Source organism: Colwellia sp. F1 (genome assembly GCF_056238625.1).
Map to the genome: position 1 here is coordinate 133,022 of NZ_JBWDLI010000005.1, position 18,856 is coordinate 151,877.

Annotated in this window: 12 protein-coding genes; 8 read left to right on the forward strand and 4 right to left on the reverse strand. The window is 40.0% G+C overall.

Translation table 11 applies throughout. The features are described 5' to 3' along the window. Positions 1–49 precede the first annotated feature (49 nt). Positions 50–655, forward strand: coding sequence for a Tll0287-like domain-containing protein (locus AC0UA9_RS06350; RefSeq protein ID WP_475658492.1), 606 nt, complete (start codon positions 50–52; stop codon positions 653–655). A 120-nt stretch (positions 656–775) separates the two neighbouring features. Here the strand turns inward: AC0UA9_RS06350 and AC0UA9_RS06355 are convergent, their stop codons facing one another. Then, the gene (locus tag AC0UA9_RS06355; RefSeq protein ID WP_475658493.1) at positions 776–1,537 is read right to left on the reverse strand and encodes a Crp/Fnr family transcriptional regulator; all 762 of its coding nucleotides are present in this window, start codon (positions 1,535–1,537) and stop codon (positions 776–778) included. 162 nt (positions 1,538–1,699) lie between these two features. Continuing rightward, on the reverse strand, positions 1,700–2,749 hold the full coding sequence (locus tag AC0UA9_RS06360) for a diguanylate cyclase domain-containing protein (protein ID WP_475658494.1): 1,050 nt from the start codon (positions 2,747–2,749) through the stop codon (positions 1,700–1,702). Positions 2,750–3,335: 586 nt separating this feature from the next. Here AC0UA9_RS06360 and dnaK point away from each other — a divergent pair. Both dnaK and AC0UA9_RS06370 read left to right on the forward strand, forming a co-directional pair. Further along, positions 3,336–5,237 carry a molecular chaperone DnaK gene (gene dnaK, locus AC0UA9_RS06365; protein WP_475658498.1) on the forward strand — a complete coding sequence of 634 codons (1,902 nt, stop codon included), beginning with the start codon at positions 3,336–3,338 and terminating at the stop codon, positions 5,235–5,237. A 350-nt stretch (positions 5,238–5,587) separates the two neighbouring features. After that, positions 5,588–7,870 (forward strand): putative bifunctional diguanylate cyclase/phosphodiesterase, encoded by a 2,283-nt coding sequence (locus tag AC0UA9_RS06370; protein WP_475658501.1) that lies wholly within the window; start codon positions 5,588–5,590, stop codon positions 7,868–7,870. Between the two features lie 104 nt (positions 7,871–7,974). Here AC0UA9_RS06370 and AC0UA9_RS06375 read toward each other — a convergent pair whose 3' ends face one another. Then, positions 7,975–8,148 (reverse strand): hypothetical protein, encoded by a 174-nt coding sequence (locus AC0UA9_RS06375; RefSeq protein ID WP_475658505.1) that lies wholly within the window; start codon positions 8,146–8,148, stop codon positions 7,975–7,977. A gap of 73 nt (positions 8,149–8,221) precedes the next feature. Continuing rightward, positions 8,222–9,475: a D-amino acid dehydrogenase gene (locus AC0UA9_RS06380; protein ID WP_475658508.1), complete on the reverse strand. Its 1,254-nt coding sequence runs from the start codon at positions 9,473–9,475 to the stop codon at positions 8,222–8,224. Positions 9,476–9,586: 111 nt separating this feature from the next. On the opposite strand from AC0UA9_RS06380, the gene AC0UA9_RS06385 reads away from it, so the two are divergent. The 5 genes from AC0UA9_RS06385 to AC0UA9_RS06405 all read left to right on the forward strand — a co-directional run bounded on the left by AC0UA9_RS06385 (position 9,587) and on the right by AC0UA9_RS06405 (position 18,825). Further along, positions 9,587–10,492 (forward strand): LysR substrate-binding domain-containing protein, encoded by a 906-nt coding sequence (locus AC0UA9_RS06385; protein WP_475658511.1) that lies wholly within the window; start codon positions 9,587–9,589, stop codon positions 10,490–10,492. Between the two features lie 148 nt (positions 10,493–10,640). Then, the gene (locus tag AC0UA9_RS06390; RefSeq protein WP_475658515.1) at positions 10,641–11,873 is read left to right on the forward strand and encodes a threonine/serine exporter family protein; all 1,233 of its coding nucleotides are present in this window, start codon (positions 10,641–10,643) and stop codon (positions 11,871–11,873) included. A gap of 73 nt (positions 11,874–11,946) precedes the next feature. Then, entirely contained in the window at positions 11,947–12,612 is a 666-nt protein-coding gene (locus AC0UA9_RS06395; RefSeq protein ID WP_475658519.1) for a TetR/AcrR family transcriptional regulator, read from the forward strand. A gap of 243 nt (positions 12,613–12,855) precedes the next feature. Continuing rightward, positions 12,856–14,928 (forward strand): M13 family metallopeptidase, encoded by a 2,073-nt coding sequence (locus AC0UA9_RS06400; RefSeq protein ID WP_475658522.1) that lies wholly within the window; start codon positions 12,856–12,858, stop codon positions 14,926–14,928. A 414-nt stretch (positions 14,929–15,342) separates the two neighbouring features. Further along, positions 15,343–18,825: a Calx-beta domain-containing protein gene (locus AC0UA9_RS06405; protein ID WP_475658526.1), complete on the forward strand. Its 3,483-nt coding sequence runs from the start codon at positions 15,343–15,345 to the stop codon at positions 18,823–18,825. Positions 18,826–18,856 lie beyond the last annotated feature (31 nt).

An 18,856-nucleotide genomic window follows, 5' to 3' on the forward strand; every position in this document is an offset into this window, starting at 1 on the left:
ATGTTTGTAATATTGGCAATACTTCACCCTAAGCAATAGGAAATAAAAAATGACGACAACATCTATAGCAAAAGTCTTAAAAAACACTGTAATTACGTTAGTTGCCTTACCTTTATTAGTCAGCGCGAATGACGTTAACATAAATAAAACAGTCCTAGCGCAACATGCGACTGAAGCGCGCTCATTGGTAAAAGCCTTTGGCGGTGAGTTAAAATCTGTATTAACTGGCGCAATGAAAGCTGAAGGCCCAATAAAAGCATTAACCGTATGTAACACGGAAGCAGGACCTATTGCTAAAAAACATGCGGCTTTATCAAACTGGACCATTGCCCGCACCTCAAGCAAAGTGCGTAACAGTGGCAATGTTCCTGACCAATGGGAAGCTGACGTTTTAGCGCAATTTGAGCAACGTAAAGCGGCTGGAGAAAATATCAGTACAATGGAGCATTCAGCCATCGTTAAAAGCGCTGATAAAACCGTTTATCGTTATATGAAAGCCATACCAACCGCGGGTGCCTGTTTAGTATGCCATGGTGAAAATATTACGGAAAACCTTGCTGATAAAATTAACTCGCTATACCCGAAGGATCAGGCAACCGGTTTTAACCTAGGCGATATTCGAGGCGCATTTTCTTTACAAAAAATAAGTGATTAGCTGTTATCGCTTAAGCCTGAGGTGAAGTGTGGGCTGTGAGGTGTGAGGTGTTAAGTGTTAAGTGTTAAGTGTTAAGTGTCAGCTGTGGATATTAGTGTACGCAACTTTACTTGGCTAACACTACTTTCGTAAAGGAGCGTTGGGTAAATTTTGCGTGTCACACGCGGCTTTTTCTAATGCTTCTAAGTCTTTAATGATTAGCTGATTACGCTTTTTGTCGAGAATGTCTGCTTTTTTCCACAGTTGCAATTGTTTATTAATAACCTGCCTTACTGAACCCGTCATTCGCGCCAATGTTTCATCATTTAAACCATTCACTAAATGATGCTGATGTTCGGCCTCTCTCGTGCCAGTATAAAACTTTATTTTATTAATATGCTCTAAAATAATACGACTTAAACGCGTTGGCACATCGTGCAAAATTAAATCACTGGCTTGTTGCTCTTTTTCACGCATCTTCTTCGCTAAATAAGGCATAAACTGTTGATTAAACTCAGGGTAAGTCCACAACCAATGCCGCATAGTAGTAAGCTTTACTGACAATAGCTTTACCGTGGTTAAGGGCGCAATTATAACGTCGTGCGGCTGGTCGTCAAATAGCACCATTAAATCAAAGCAATCACCAGCATAAAGCATATCTAACGTTGCTTCCCTGCCCGTTTCAGGGTTGCTCTTTTTAATTTCTAATTGCCCATCAATAACGACAAAAAAACGCTTCAATAGAATGTTTGAGTCAATATAGTCGCCCTTGTGCCACTCATTCAGCTGAAAGTCTTGTTGAAAGTCTTCAATTAATTTTGCCGGTAAGTCTGCAAACATATTCGCTTGCTTAACTAACACTGGGCTGGCTTTTTGTGGTAACTGTGGGATTTCTTTTGACATAAATAACGAATAACAACTTAAAGCATGCTTTAAGTTTACCTCCTTAGCGTGAGATAACAAAAGGTAATATTTTAATAATGTGGTCGTCGTAAAAAACGCAAGTACACTTTTGGAGTCTATAATGAACAAACCACTTAAACGCTTACCCCCAGCATGAAAGCACTATGCTGGGCGGTTATTCTGGTTATAGTAACTGCATTTATCAACATACATGTTTTTATCTGCATGACTTAATAAGGCTTGTACCGATGTGCCGTCGTTAGGGTACAGTGCAACCCCCTGACTAACATAGCAATTAAGCTCATGGTGCTTAATTTGAAATGGTATTTCCATTACCGCTTTAATACGAGCCATCACCTGCTGTACATCTTGGTTGTCTTTTATTTGAGCTAACAACACAACAAACTCATCCCCGCCAATGCGTGCAAAGGTATCTGTATCTCTTAACTCTCCTTGAATACGCGCGGTAACTTGCTGCAGCAAAACGTCGCCCACCTCGTGCCCATAGGTATCATTTATTTGCTTAAAGCCGTTAAGATCAATAAATAATACGGCAAATGGCTCCTTACTACGTTGTGCTAAACGAATAGCTTTTTTGATATGCTCATTCAGTACAGAGCGATTCACAAGACCAGTGAGGCTATCATGATGAGCAAGGTAAAGAATTTTTTCTTCAGCGGCTTTTCGATCTGAGATATCCGTAAGCATATTAAGCGTTGCAGGTTGCCCACCCCAAACAATTGCTACGCCACTTATTTCAATAGGGTAACTCGTGCCATCCTTTCTTAAAAAGAGGCTTTCGTAACGCTGCGGAGACGGTTTCCCAGCCACACGGCGTTTATAGTTATCCATCATTTGTTCGCGTGCAGACGGGTGAATTAGCGGTAAGAACGACGTTAGCGCCTTAAGCTCTGCTTCATTATAGCCACTCATTTCACACATACGTGGGTTGAGATATACCAGCCGTGTATTTTGCACCACAGCAATCCCCTCATGGGCTGTTTCAACAAGGTAACGAAAAGAGTCTGCCCCCTCACGTAACTCATCTACTAACAAATTTTGTGCTTTGGTAGCACGGCGATGACGCAAAAAACACCATACTCCTGCTAGCAGTAAAACCAACAAAATAAAAATAACAAACACAAGAAAAGATTGACTAACCCAGTAGCCTGCTTCGACTAACCCCGTTGGCGCTTTAGTGCTACTTTCCATAAATAAACTCTATAATAATTAATATTTAGCCGTTACAGCCAAAGTTACGACGCTTAACGAAATACTAAAGCAAACTAGGGTGTATCAGCATTGCATAAATTTGCTCATGGCAGAGTATTATGGGCAACAAGAAGCTATTTCGTAACGGATATCACGGTACAAACAGCTTCCCCTTAAGGCCCACTGAAATACGCCCTTACCTCGTTAACAACTTACTACGTTGTGTTATTTGTTTTACGCCAAAAATATCACAAACTAAAAAAACAACTTAAATAAATACTATAGCTATCAATAAAAAATATCAAATACTTATCACTGAGACCGCGATATAACGTAATAACATTATTTTTTTGATAAAAATCACGAAAATAAATCATTGATCCCAAAATAAATTATCGCTTTTTTAATTGCTAACAACAATATCATCCTAAGTGTCACTTTTATGACAGTAGCATCACTCGCCTTAGCGTACTATAGCACCACTAACAAACAGCCAAGGTTGTTTAAGTGGTCTCACTGCTCACTGGAGATACCATAAAGCATAAGACCTTTTGGATTAAACCCTTTTTAAATATAGGTGGTTATTATGACTAAGATTATAGGTATAGATTTAGGTACAACAAACTCATGTGTATCAATTATGGAAGGTGGTGTAGCTAAGATTATTGACAACGCAGAAGGTAGCCGTACTACACCGTCAATTGTCGCGTATGCAAACAATGAAACACTTGCAGGGCAACCCGCCAAAAGACAATCGGTGACCAACGCTGACAATACTTTATTTGCAATTAAACGCTTAATTGGCCGTAAGTTTGCCGACAAAGAAGTGCAAAAAGACATTAAGATCGCCCCTTACAAAATAGTAAAAGCAGATAACGGCGATGCTTGGGTTGAAGTGAATGGTAAGTCGATGTCACCCCAAGAAGTGTCAGCTCAATTGTTACGTAAATTGAAAAAAGATGCCGAAGCCTATTTAGGTGAAAAAGTCACTGAAGCGGTAATTACCGTACCAGCGTATTTTAACGACTCACAGCGCCAAGCAACCAAAGACGCAGGAAAAATTGCTGGGCTTAATGTTAAACGTATCATTAATGAACCAACAGCAGCAGCACTGGCTTACGGTATTGACAAGAAAAGTAAAACAGACCAGAACATTGTTGTTTACGATTTAGGTGGCGGTACCTTTGATGTGTCTATTATTGAGCTTTCAACTATAGACGGCGAAAAACAATTTGAAGTGCTTGCAACCAATGGTAACACCTTTTTAGGCGGTGAAGATTTTGACTCACGTTTAATTAATTACCTGGCAGAAGAGTTTAAAAAAGACAGCGGTATTGATATAAACAATGATTCTTTAGCATTACAACGCATTAAAGAAGCAGCTGAAAAAGCGAAAATAGAGTTGTCGTCGGCATTGCAAACCGATGTGAATTTACCGTATGTTACCGCTGATGCAAGTGGCCCTAAACATTTAAACGTGCAAGTAACACGGGCTAAATTAGAATCACTCGTTGATGATTTGGTCAAAGAAACTATCGCACCGTGTGAGCAAGCATTAAAAGATGCTGGCCTAAGTAAAGGCGATATTGACGAGGTTATTTTGGTTGGTGGTCAAACACGTATGCCAAAAGTACAAGCAGCCGTGCAAGCTTTCTTTGGTAAAGAGCCACGTAAAGATGTAAACCCAGATGAAGCGGTTGCCATGGGCGCTGCAATTCAAGGGGGTGTGCTCTCAGGTGCAGTTGGTGACGTATTATTACTGGATGTAACACCACTAACTTTGGGTATTGAAACTTTAGGCGGCGTAATGACTAAGCTTATTGATAAAAATACCACCATACCAACACGTGCATCTGAAACCTTCTCTACCGCTGAAGACAACCAAACGGCGGTCACTGTGCATGTATTACAAGGCCAACGAGAAATGGCAGCTGACAACAAGTCGTTAGGACAATTTAACCTAAGCGATATTACACTTGGTCCACGTGGTACTGTACAAGTAGAAGTAACCTTTGATATTGATGCAGACGGTATTTTACATGTGTCTGCCAAGGACAAAGCGACAGGCAAAGAGCAAAGTATTACCATTACCGCGGCAAGTGGGTTAACGGAAGATGAAATTAATCGCATGGTTAGCGATGCTGAGCAACACGCAACGCAAGATAAACAAAAGCGTGAGCTAGTTGAACAGCGTAACCAAGCGGATCAATTAATTCACACGGTTGAAACTTCCATGACTTCATTAGCAACAGCGCAACAAACCGAGCTTAAGTCATTAATTGAGCAACTGAAAATGTCAGTCAATGGTAATGATAAAGCGGCCATTGAAATGCGACAAAAAGCATTACAAGACGCTTACAGTAACATGATGCAGGCAGAGCAAGCGCAACAGCAACAAGGAGAGCAATATCAAGAGCGTGCCGCTAATGACAGCGCTAAAGATGACGACATAATAGATGCTGATTTTGAAGAAGTAAGCAATGGTTAATGGTTAATGGTTAATGGTTAATGGTTAATGGTTAAAATGCTAGCTTTCTGACAAAGCTATTAAAGCAATGTACCGACAACTAGCAATTTATTAACAAAACTACCGTTAAGGATTTTTAACTTGCGAGTAAAATAAACCCTCTGATCATAATGGTTAGAGGGTTTTTTATTGTTATTTTATTAAGAATAACGTAATCGACGACAAGCCCCCCCCTTATATAAAACCCGTTACAGGCGCTCAAAAAGGTAAAACACACCCCTGAAATACACCGCATTAATTTAAGTGTTAATATAATTTTTCTTAAGGTACTATAATAATTAAGTTTTATACATGGACGCAGGTAAGGTTAAGTGTTTTTACGATACAAACTCGCTATTCTTAATTTTTTTTTATTAACTGATCACAATAATTCAAACAGTAAAACACCTAACTGGAGAATAAGCGCGCTTAGAATTATTTTATCAACCGTCATGGTCGTTTGTTTTGCGGTGGTATTGCATACCTTGGGTCCTGCGCTCCAGCTAAGCTTAATGCACGTCATCATACTCTCAGCTTCATTTTTCTCAATAATCGTTCTCTTGTTAATTGCTAGCCATAAATACTATGTGCTTTGTTCACACCTATTTTTAATCTGTACTATAGCTGCCAGTTTAACAATAAATTTATTTATAACCGATCTTGAGCTGGCTAAAATGGGTACCTTGTATATGTTCGCTTGTCCGACGATAGCGTTTATATTATTAGGTTATCGCCCTGCAATTTTTTATGCTGCCTTAAATATAGCGCCTTTTTTAATGATACTTTACAATGTTGACTTATCGCTATTATTTAACCCGCCTGAGCAACTACCCAACACTCACTGGTACATTATGGGGATTTTATTTGCTTTTTATAATATTGGTATACCACTTGCCGTTGCACGCACTAGCATTGCCGCTAAACGCTTAAATCAATCAATGCAAGACGCTAATACTCATTTAGCAGCTAAAAATGAACTCTACCGCACCTTTTTCTCCCATCACCATAAACCGAAAGTTATTGTGAGTGACAAAGGCGAAATTGTAGATTTTAATGAACAAGCTAGCCTACTATTTAACTTAAGAAACAAACAAGAAAAAGCCAGTAAATACCTATCCAGTTTATTGCCAAAACTAAGCGCAATTGACGCTAATAAAACGCAATTAATACAAGTTAAAGAGTCATGTTTTCGAATTACCAAACAAAATGCAGTGAACTCAGCCTACACTATCTGTGAATTTTCAGACTGTACGAATGAGCAAAAAATAAAACAAGCGTTAATATCCGTTGAGCAGAAATATAAGCGCTTACGTTATACCGATTCGCAGACCAGTTTACCGAATAAAGACTGGTTTGAACGACAATGTGAAAACTTAATAACCAAACAGCCCCAAGGGGTTTATATTGTTGCGATTCAAAGTGTTAACAGTGACTATTTAAGCTTAAAGTATAGCGAACCTGAGTTTCATGCACTGACCAAGGCAGCCTATAAACGCATTAAAAACAATATTACAGAAGTACTGTTGTGCTCAGATGCAGGCTTAGGAAAGCTTCTTGTATTAATTAATGCGCCAAGCACTAAAGAGCTAACTAAATTACTGTCTCGAATAAAAAAGGTACTCGATGGAGAATACACGCTTTTAAATAGTCAATTTAGCCAGTCATATTTATTTGGCATTGCGCAATTCCCTCAAGATGGTAATTCCAGTGCTAAAGTTATTGCCAACGCTCAAGAAGCCTTAAAAGAGGCAAGTAACACCAATGTCTTTAGTTACTACAATCAGCAAAACGCGCAACTTTTTATGAAAAAGCATGAAATTTCAATGTTGCTCGACGAAGCTATTCAATCTGCAGCGCTTGAGGTTCATTATCAACCCAAGGTAACAAAAGAAGGGTTATGTATTGGCTTAGAAGCGCTAGCTAGGTGGAATAGCCCCATACTAGGTTTTGTGCCACCTGACACCTTCATTCCTATCGCAGAAGAATATCGGCTAATTTGTCCGTTAACCAATCTTATTATTCAAAAAGTATGTGCTCAAATACAACAGTGGAGCCAAGATGGTGTCGATGTGGTACCCATCGCAATTAACCTATCGCCTTTTGATTTTAACCAAAAAGATTTTATTCCAACTTTAGTGCGATATTTAGCAGACTTTAATGTTAAACCACATCAGATTGAATTAGAAATAACAGAAACGGCATTAGAAGAAAATAATAGTGAAGCCCTTAACATGATCCAAAGGCTTCAGTCGTGGGGCTTTATTATTTCTATTGATGATTTTGGTACCGGCTATTCAAATATCGCGAGATTAGCTGATTACCCAATAAACAAGTTAAAGTTAGACCGGTCCTTAACCAACATGGTTACAACGTCTCAACGACACAGTAACTTAGTAAAAGCCGTTCATGTGATGTGTCGTTCACTGAATATAAAGTGTGTCTCTGAAGGCATAGAAAAACAAGAGCAAGTTGCCGCTTTGGCTGCTATGGGAACAGAAGAATTTCAAGGCTTTTATTTTTCAAAACCTATGACCGCTGACGCTTATAAGTCACATATTAATACGCACGGATTAATGTTTAGCAGTGAAGCAAGAAGTACCACTAAGCTTAATTAGCTCATGCAGGGTAAGAGTTTTTCAGTTCTCTCATTCGCTACATAAAATAAAGGTTTCTCCTACCGTGCCTTGCTAAAGTTTTTTGCTTTATCAGTACTGTATTGTTACAACATTTCTCTAATAACGGCGCCAACTAACACCAAAAACACCAGTATCCAACTGACTCTACTGAACTTGGCTTGTTGCGCCGTGCTCATCGGCTCACCAAACTTTTCCCCTAATACCACCATGAGGGCAACTACGCCAAACACACAGGCGAGAATAATCAATAATGTCATATTTATCCTTAAGTGAGCACCTTGTTACCGAGCAAGCTTGAGTTAGCTAAAGCCTATTATTAGCCTACAGCACCTACTGATAACGAAATAAGTCAAAGCCTTGTGTGTCGATATCAGCTTGTTTATTTGACACTGCATCAGCGAGCAATTTACCTGAACCGCAGGCCATCGTCCAACCAAGTGTACCATGGCCAGTATTAATAAATAAATTGCCAATATGCGTTTTACCTATCACGGGTGTCCCGTCGGGTGTCATAGGGCGTAGTCCGGTCCAGTATTCCGCTGTCGCTAAATCTCCACCTTGGGGGAATAAATCTTCAATTACCATGGCAATAGTCGCTTTGCGCTTTTCTAAAAGATCTAAGTTAATACCTGCTAATTCAGCAGTACCTGCAACTCTTATACGCTTGTCGAAACGAGTTATGGCTACTTTATAAGTTTCATCCATCACGGTTGAAACCGGTGAATATGCTTCATTAGTAACAGGCACAGTAAGCGAATAACCTTTAACTGGATACACAGGCAAATTAATACCATGCGGCTTAACAATATTCACCGAATAACTGCCTAGCGCCACAACATAGGCGTCTGCTTTAAGCGTGCCAATGGAAGTGTCTACACCAACAATTTTATCGTTATCGCTAAGTAAATGATTAATTTGCACATTAAAGTTAAACTTCACACCGGCGTTTATCGCCATTTGTGTTAGCTGTTGGCAAAACAAGAAGCAGTCACCCGTTTCGTCATCGGGTAAATGTAATCCCGCAACAACTTTATCACGCACTAGAGCTAAACCGGGTTCTTTTTCAATGCATTCTTCGGTATTAAGTAGCTTAAAACGTGTGCCGCTGTCTTTAAGTAATGCCATATCTTTTTCAACAGCATCAACTTGGGCTTGGTTTCTAAACACTTGTAATGTGCCTTGCTGCTTGCCTTCATAGGCTATAGCAGTACTTTCTCGTAAATCAATTAGGCACTCTCTGCTGTAGTTAGCGATGCGTAACATTCTATTTTTATTAGTTTGATAACTTTTTAAATTACAGTTCTGTAAAAACTTCATAGTCCACGAATAAAAATCAGCCGAGGTAGTTGGCTTTACCACAAGTGGTGAATGCTTTTTTGCCAACCACTTTAATGCTTTTAGCGGTATGTCAGGTGCTGCCCACGGTGATGAATAACCATAAGATATTTGCCCCGCATTGGCAAAACTTGTTTCTTCTGCACTTGTTGATTGACGGTCAACAACAGTCACTTCGTGCCCGGCTTTAGCTAAATACCAAGCTGAGGTTAAGCCAATTACACCACTTCCTAATACTAATACCTTCATAAATACCCATGCCCACTTTGAATTTATGTCGGCATAGTGAAATAAAACAGTGTATTAAACAATCGATAGATATTAATATTAGCTTTTAGATATTTTAAAGGCTAATTCGTTATGTCTATCACCGGAAGTACTTTATCAGGTTTAGCGACTTTTAGGGTCGCTGCAAATTTTGGTAGCTTTACCCAAGCAGCTAAATACTTACACATTACTACTGGAGCAATTAGTCAACAAATCAATCTACTCGAAGCCCGTTTATCATTTAAAGTCTTTGAACGGCACTCTCGAGGCATAAAGCTAACTAACGCTGGTAGTTTACTGTTACAAGCGGTTGATAGTAGTTTTGAAGAAATCCAACAAGCCATTGACACTATAAAACAAAAAGATATTTTGGGCGGCGAAATTCGCCTGAAACTCACCCCCTCTTTTGCTTTTAAATGGTTAGTACCTCGACTTCAAAATTTCTATACCCTTTACCCTAACATTACAATTCAAACTTTTGCTGAGGGCGCTTTAGTCGATCACCAAAATAGCAGTTTTGACTTAGCCATTGATTATGGCCAAGCACCTTACACCTATCCACGCGCTACATTACTCCTTGCTGAACAATTAATTCCAGTTATGAGCCCCAGTTATTACCAACGCTTTCATTGGCAAGAAAGTTTAGCAGATAAGAGTAAAAACTTTTGGCAAAATGTGACGTTACTGCACGACGCCATGCCTTGGCAAGGGGCTGATAAATCATTTGAGTGGCAGTACTGGTTTAAAAAAATGAAGATCAAGGCTGAATATAACCAAGGGCACTTTTTTAACCGTACTGATATGGCAATGGCGGCGGCTGAGGCCGGGCTCGGTGTTGCTATGGCCCGTTATGCCCTAGTTGCGGAAGACTTTAAACAAAAACGTTTAATGTCCCCCTTTAAGCCAATTGATGCTAACGCCGGGTATTACCTTATTCAGCATCATTCATCACCGGCAATACAGTGTTTATCACAATGGTTATTAGCACAATGCAATTAACACCCTAGCAGTAATGTCGACCACTGCACCAGAGCAGGTTGCCTCCAATAAAAATCGAATTGATATTTTATTCCTGAAAAATTTTACAATTACCTAAAATACATTAACATAAGCAAAAGCTCTATTTACCCTTCATACTTGTGACGTTATGACACCTACTGATGACTTTAAACAAAAGCGTCGCTTTATCATTCAACTTGGTAAAGCACTGCACAAGTTAGGCTCAACCGCCTATCGGTTAGAAGACAACTTACTTTCTATTGCGAATTTTTTAGAAGTACGTGCGTCGTTTCTGATCAGCCCAACCGCATTAACCTTTATTATGTCTGACGATGAAGACGAAGATGAACAACAGTATAATCATTTAGTACGCGTACTGCCTGGCGAAATAGATTTGGGTTCATTAGCCCGTATCGACGAATTAGTCGATGAGTTAATTAATGGTCAAAGAAGCTTAGACCAAGCAATAGAGCGCTTAAAGGAAGTCAGTGCAAAGCCACCGCCCTACGGTACACTGTTAACATTTTTAGCGTTTGGGGCTTCAAGTGGCGCTTTTGCAATGCTAATGCATACCAGCTGGCATGATGTTTTTTGGTCAACACTCTTAGGCTTTGTGGTATTTATCTTGGTAATGTGGGCGGAGCGATCACGTAGTGTAACTGAAATGTTAGAGCCAATGGCGGCGCTAACGACCGCCTTGCTAGCCTCTTTTATTTCAATATTTGACCCAAGCATTAATATGCCGATGGTTATTCTTTCGAGCATTATAGCTTTTATTCCGGGTTTATCGTTAACCGTCGGCTTGTCTGAATTAGCAGCGCGACACTTAATGTCGGGTACTGCACGCATAATGGACAGCGCTATGGTGTTGTTCAAGCTGTATTTTGGTGCCGTATTAGGTATGGCATTAGGTAAGCTTATTTGGGGCGAAGTCAGCTTTATCCCGCCCGAAACCATGCCAGTTTGGACCTCATGGCTTGCGGTCACTACCTTGTCTATCTCTTTGGTTATTTTATTTAAAGTGCGTTTAAAAGATGCGCCTTGGGGTATTATTTCAGGGTATATTTCCTTTGGTTTTAGCATTTGGGCTAGTAGTTACTTAGGCATAGCCTTAGGCGCTTTTGTTGGCGCTTTTGCGCTGGGTATTTACAGTAATTTATTCTCTCGAATAATGAATTTACCTTCATCAATTGTACGGCTTTTAGGGCTAGTAGTATTAGTGCCAGGGAGTAAAGTTTATATTGGCCTAAATAGTTTAGTGTCGGGGCAGCACATGTTAGACGTGGTAGATTTAGGCTCACAAACCTTCCTTATTTTTATGTCGTTAGTGGCGGGGATTATTTTCTCTAATGTTGTTATGCCGCATAGAAAAACGCTTTAGCGCATAGCGCGCTTAACTAACGGCTGCATTCATATTAGCGGTAATAACAGAGTAGGCAAAGATAAAAACCATTATGACCAAACACCTAACATCTAAAGCGGTGCGCAAAAACTCTACTTATCACCATGGTGATTTACACACTAGCTTACTTGCCACCGCAACCGCCATGATAACCGAAAATGGTATTGACGCTTTATCATTACGCAAGCTTGCTGAACGTATTGGCGTGTCTCGCACGGCCGCCTATCATCACTTTAAAGATAAAAATGATTTACTTTGTGCAATTGCTATACAAGGCTTTACCTCATGGCAAGCACAAGCAGAGCAAATTTTTAATGATAAAAAATTAACTGAACCAGAGAAATACCACGCATTTGTTCACTTTTATGTACGCTTTGCTAGCCAAAATACTGCTATTTATAAATTGATGTTTGGTAGTACCTTATGGAAACAGCAAGCGCAAAATCAAGCCGTAGCAACTCACGATAAAGCCGAGTCTTCACAAAAGTTAATTAACGTTGCTTACCCTAGTTTTCAATTTCAAGTTGAAATGACACAAGCATGGCAACAAAAGGGAATTTTACCAAAGTCACAAAACACACTGCGTTTAGCGCAAGTTACTTGGGCGACTTTACATGGTATAGCGCAGCTTGTTATTGATGGAATTTATGGTGACGCCAGCCAAATTGATGAAATGTGCCAGTGTGCCATTGAGCTATTTACCCAGAATAAACAATAAAAAGTTCCCCTGACAACAAGGTAAAAACCTTATCACTTTTTATTACTCAGCATGGGTAAAGAGAAAATGTAAATGAATGTGTTACAAACTAGAATTTCAACAAGTTTATTCATACTATAAATTCATCCCTTTATATAATGAGTACTTGTAGAGAATCAATACCTATTATATAGCTGTATAGAGTAGATTAGCGCCCCTTATCTACTCAGCATAAATCGACTAAACATAAATGAGACCTAATCAATGAAAACAATTATAACAAGCGCTGTATGTTCTTCTTTACTGCTGCTAAGCGGTTGTAGTACCAGTGACAACAATAATGCTGCCGCACAAAGTAGCATTCAAGCACCACAAAAAACAGCGTTAGCTTCAGGTATTGAACTCGCCAATATAGACAAAAGTGTGCGCCCACAAGATAACTTTTACCGTTATGTTAACGGCGGTTGGATGAAAACCCACACCATTCCCGGTGACAAAACAGCGATTGGCTCTTTTTATGACTTACGCGATAAAGCCGACGACGATGTAAAAGCCATTATTGAAGAACTAGCTGCAACCAAAGGCTTAAAAATAGGCTCAGACGAGCAAAAAGTAGCTGATTTATTTCGCTCTTACATGAACAGTGAAAAACGAAATGCCGATGGTATAACGCCTATTCAGCCAATATTAGCTGCGATTAACGCGCTACAAACTAAAGACGACTTGGCCAAGTTTTTTGGCACCTATTCAAGTATTGGTGTTAATAACCCTCTGGCGGGTTATGTTAATATTGACGCCAAAGACTCAAGCAGCTATGCCATTCATATTTGGCAAAGTGGTTTAAATTTACCTGACAAAGATTACTATTTTAATGACACCGAACGTTTTGTAAAATTACGTGACGACTACGTAACACACATTGAAAACATGTATAAGCTTGCCGGCTTTAGCAACGGAAAAAGCGCTGCTCAGAATATAATGGCGCTAGAAACAAGCTTAGCTGACTACCACTGGACGCGCGTACAAAGCCGTGACAGCGAAAAACGCTACAATAAATTCGCAACCAAAAATTTAAATACACTCACCGATAAATTTAACTGGCAAGCCTATTTAACTGCTGAAGGGGTTGCTTCACAAAAAGACATTATTATTAACCAACCTGACTTTATTGAAGGTTTTGGTAACGTGTTTGAGCAAACATCCCTTGATGTTTGGAAGCAATATTTAACCTTTAATACCTTAAGTGCTTTTTCCAGTTATTTAACCACTGAATTAGACAATGAAAACTTTGATTTTTTCGCAAAACAACTTAGCGGTTTAGAAGAGCAACGCCCACAGTGGAAACGTGGTGTGAGTGTGGTTAATAGTAATTTAGGCGAAGTGATTGGCAAAGTTTACGTTGCTCGCCATTTTAGCCCTAACGCTAAATCACGTATGAGCGAATTAGTTGAAAACTTACGTCAGGCCTACAGCTCAAGTATTGATGACTTAACTTGGATGTCTGCAGATACTAAAAAAGCCGCTCAAGTGAAATTAGCCGCCTTTACCCCTAAAATTGGTTACCCTGATCAATGGGAAGACTATTCAGCATTATCTATCAAACCCGATGACTTAGTTGGAAATATAATTCGTTCTCGCCAAATAGCTGCTGAGAAAGAAATCGCGAAGCTTGGCGGCCCTATTCAAAAATGGGAATGGCACATGACACCGCAAACTGTGAACGCCTATTACAACCCCCCTGCTAACGAAATTGTTTTCCCTGCGGCTATTTTGCAACCTCCCTTCTTTAACATGCAGGCTGACGACGCAGTAAATTACGGCGGCATTGGCGCAGTTATTGGCCATGAAATGGGCCACGGGTTTGACGACCAAGGCAGTAAGTATGACGCCAAAGGTAACTTACGCAATTGGTGGACAGAGCAAGACCTTAAAGAATTTGCTGCCCGCACTAAAGCTTTAGTTGAGCAATATGCCAATTACCAAGTATTTGATGACTTACACGTTAACGGTGAATTAACCTTAGGCGAAAACATTGGTGATTTATCAGGCGTGACTATTGCCTATAAAGCTTATAAAGCATCATTAAACGGTGAAGAAGCCCCAATCATTGACGGGTTAACTGGCGATCAACGCTTCTTTATGGGCTATGCTCAAATTTGGCGCTCTAAAATAGTTGAAAAATCGATGCGTAACCGCGTAGCAACTGACCCACATTCACCTGGTGAGTTCCGCGCGTTAGGCTCTTTATCAAATATGAATGAGTTCTACGATGCATTTAATGTAAAAAAAGGCGATGCCATGTACATAGCGCCAGAAAAACGCGTTAAAATTTGGTAAGTTCATACTGGTAAACTAGCAACGTAAACCTAAAAAAAGCAGCTGAGGCTGCTTTTTTTTATTAACAGCAAAAGTTAACGGCATAAGTTAACGACAAACCTTCACGCTTATTATCATAGCTGGGGGAATTATCATCGGCTTGTGGTACGTGAGTACAATTTTATTACTAAAACACTTAACGGCAGTATTTAGTTTTTTTGCAATTAAGGTCGCGACAAGATTACCATGCTCTACTGGGGTAAACCGGCTTTGCCCAGTGATAATGAGCGCCTTGAAGAAACATTCAAATGGCTCAGGAAGTCTTATTTAGTTAATTTTATTCATTGAATATAGATACTTATTAACTAATTAGTGCTTGAAATTTTAAACTAGTTAGGTTCTATTAGGTTTAATTAAGCTGTAAAGGCTCCTACAATGAAAACAAAACTACTAAAACCACTCGCACTCTCTTGTGCTTTACTGTCCTCAGTATCAGCACAAGCAATCGACTTAGGTATTTACTATACTGCGGCTTTTAAAGCGCATTATGGTAACAACATAGACTCAGTAAGAAGTGCAATCTCTTCTGAGGTTGCCCTTGCCAATTCTGCCCTGCAACAAGCGGGTTCAAGTTATTCCTACAACATAATCTACATGTCAGAATCCACCATAGACAAAGTAACGGCTACGGGTGCTGCTGGAACATTAAAATCTCATAGTATGTCAACTGAAGATGCGTCTCTGTCTGGTGTAGATATTCAGTTAGTTTACTACGGTGCAGATATAGGTTTTTGTGGTGCTGAAACACACAATGGGCCAGGCAACAATCGAGATATAGCTACTATGTCTTATATAAGTGTTCGCTCTACTTGTATGGGTCGCGGTGCTACGGCGCATGAGTTAGGCCATAGTCATGGCATGGGGCATCAAGATGGTGAAGGTGGGGTTACTCCTTATGCTAAAGCGATAAATTGTCGTGGGGGGACTACCTTATTATCTTTATCCAACTCATCTTTGTCTTTTTACTCAGATCCAAGCAAAATCTATAATGACGTAGCGTGTGGTATTGATGGTGAAAGAGATAATGCAAGAGTAGCCCGTGAACGCGGCTCTTTTTTAGAAAACCACAACAACCTTAGACGAGAAGCGACGTTAAGCATTGCGGCGAGTAATATTGCCGCTAATGAAGATGATGGTGGTGTTAGTGTTACCATTAACCTAACAAACCCTATTACAGATACCGCTTATGTAGAAGTATACACAAGAGATGGCTCTGCGAATGCTTCAGATTATACTTGGGCAACCCAACGTATTTCTGTGCCGCTTGGTGTCACTACCTTTGATTTTACTATTCCTATTGTTAATGACAGTACGCCTGAGGCGGCTGAAACATTCACAGTAGGTATTCGTGATGGTGTAGGTGTTAGTGCTAATGACACAGCTACGGTAACTATTGCAGTGAGTGACAATGTAGAAGTGGTTGATGGCAATGTGTCTTTTAGTCAATCATCTATTACGATTAATGAAGGTGAATCTGGCTCGGTTAATTTAGTAAGAACAGGTACTACAGGTAATGCGGTAATATCTTTTGACTCAACCTCGTTATCCCTATTAAGTGCTAGTGAAGTGACTTTATCACCCGGTCAAACGCGCCCATTAACGATTACTATCCCACAAGATACTATTGCAGAAGGTAATAGAAGCTTTACTGTTGAGTTAAAACACCCTACAGCAAGTGTTATAGGCTCAACTAACTTATTAACCGTTAATGTTATTGAAGATGATGCTACGGGGTATATTAAGATACCAGACAGTGCTTTAAATAGTGAGGTGCTTTTTGCTACCGAATACCATGTTAAAGAAGGTACAAGCATTAATGTTCCATTAGAGCGCGTAGATGGCAATGTAGGTAGTGTTACCGCCACGTTATGGGCGGGTAGGGGGGACGCTGATGCCGTTACTTATGCTAGTGAAGTAACATTTGTCGATGGGGTATCATCAGGCGTATTAGCTATCAATATACCTGATAATGGCGTTATTGACGGTGTAAGGGCTGTGTCGGTTAATGTTACTACTGGTAAAGAGGGCGAAGGTAAGGTTAGTGGTGGTGTTTATCTGATTATTTCAGATCCAGATACTACGGGTACACCAGATCCAACGCCAGATCCAACGCCAGATCCAACACCAGATCCGACACCAGATCCAACGCCAGATCCAACGCCAGATCCAACACCAGATCCGACACCAGATCCAACACCAGATCCAACACCAGATCCGACACCAGATCCGACACCAGATCCGGTTGTTAATAGCGTGTTTATTAAGTCACTCACAAAAAGCGTGAAAGAAGGTGAAGATTTTGAGGTAACGTTAGAGCTAGTTTATTCTGACAATACCGCTGTAAATGCAACCTTGTGGTATTTAGGTGAAGGTACGCAGTATGAATTAAATGGCACAACCAAAACCATTACAGTTAAATTAACTGCACCAAAAGATTCATCGACTGACGATATTCAATCGCGTATTAATTTACAAGGGCCAGGAAATATATCAAGCCTATTAATGACCTTTGTTGATACAGATTTAGAAGGTGATGTTCAGTTTTCTGATGATAGCCTAGCGCAAGAAGTAAAAGGCTCAAACACCTTTACCTTAACGCTAGAGCGTACAGAAGGACAATCAGGCAATGTAATTACTACCATTGAAAACTTGCAAGGTGAGTATGATGATGTAGAAGTGACTATCCCTAGTGGCTCAAAATCAGCGTCACACACCTATACCGTGATTGGTGATGCTAAAGAAAGCGAAACCAAAGAGGTCACTTTTAGATTAGTAAATAGTAATACAGACATTGTTACCCAAAAAGTAGCGACGGTTACCCTTGTTGGTGATAGAGATTTAGGGCTAGTGAGTTTTAAAGCACTAGAAAAATCGGTTGCTGAAAATGAAATCATTACAATCGACGTTGAACGTCTTGGTGGTAGCTCAGGGAGAATATACTTCTTCTTAGAAGCTGCTGGTGGTGGCGCTAATGGTTTTCAAACAATTTGGATGGATGATGGCGAAAGCACTAAAACAATTGAGCTAAGAGCGATTGATGCCGACGGTGAAGATGTTGTAGTTAATTACATATTAAAAAATAAAAGTCTTTCAGCGTTTGGTGACTTAATGGGTGAAAACACAAGGATGACAGTAACGGTACTTGATACTGATATTGGCACAGTTGATGATCCGTTTGAAGTTGAAGTAGAGCGTGAAGAAAGTGCTAGTTCGCAAGTGGTGGGTGGTGATATTGGCTTTACCATTACCAGACCAGAGCGTTTATTTGGTGAAACTGAGTTTACTGTCTTTAATGAAGCGTTAGGTATTAATGTTACGGTGTTAATGTTAGCTGATGAAAACTCAGTGGATGTAAGCTTTGATGTACCTGTAATGTACTTAGCAGAGAACAAAGACGTTAACTTTAGCATAGTCGGTGATAACGGTAATTTAGCGGGTAACGTTAAAGTAACGCTTGAGCCGTTAGCAGAAAAAGCATTAGATGTTGCTTTAGAAGCGAAAACGGTTGAGCAAAACGAGACTATTGTTGCTGTAATTAATCGACCAGAAGCATTGGTAGGTGAAGTTGTATTCTCAGTGATTATTGACGCATTAGAGATTAATGAAGACATCACACTAGCAGCGGGTGAAAACGTACTTATCTATGAGTTAGCAACGACGAAAGTGTCACCGCAAACATTAACAATAGTCATTGAAGAAAAAACCCTTAAGCAATATAGAAGTACCACGTCGGTAACGGTTAAGGCCAAGCCAGCGCCCGTTACCCCGCCAGCGCCAGCGAAAGAGGAATCAGGTGGTTCAATGGGTATATTCGCATTGCTCTTATCAGGGATGTTATTTTCAAGAAGAAGAAAATAACATGAAAGCCAACATCCCCTTTGAGGAAGTG